The sequence below is a fragment of the Nocardioides sp. CF8 genome, assembly GCF_000389985.1.
Taxonomy (GTDB): Bacteria; Actinomycetota; Actinomycetes; order Propionibacteriales; family Nocardioidaceae; genus Nocardioides; species Nocardioides allogilvus.
Genome location: NZ_CM001852.1, coordinates 4,206,052 through 4,206,340, shown reverse-complemented (window position 1 = coordinate 4,206,340; position 289 = coordinate 4,206,052). Strand labels below are relative to the sequence as shown.

The 289-nt window shown below is 74.7% G+C and carries 1 protein-coding gene; it reads right to left on the bottom strand.

Annotated features, from left to right (window positions below):
• Window positions 1-289 (bottom strand): hypothetical protein (locus CF8_RS22790; RefSeq protein ID WP_036491700.1); only part of this gene is annotated, 289 nt, incomplete at both ends.

Genomic DNA, 289 nt, shown 5'->3' with positions numbered 1-289 from the left:
AGCACGGGCTGGACGACCAGGTGGGTGTCGGTCCGGCTGCACCAGTCACGCACGAGCTGGTCCAGGACCGCGCGGTCGCGGGTGAGATTGCGGGCCACCGGGTCCAGGCCGACGAGGTTGGTGTCGGTGATGTGCAGCACCAGCTCGGCCCGCTTGCCCGGGGCGGGGGCGTCGTCGCCAGACAGCAGGGCCAGCGCGGCGGCCGGGTCCGCGAGGATCCCGATGGCACGCGATCGGCGTACGTCGAGGGACTCCGCCGGCAGGCCCAGGGCCGCGTCCCTCGCGGCGA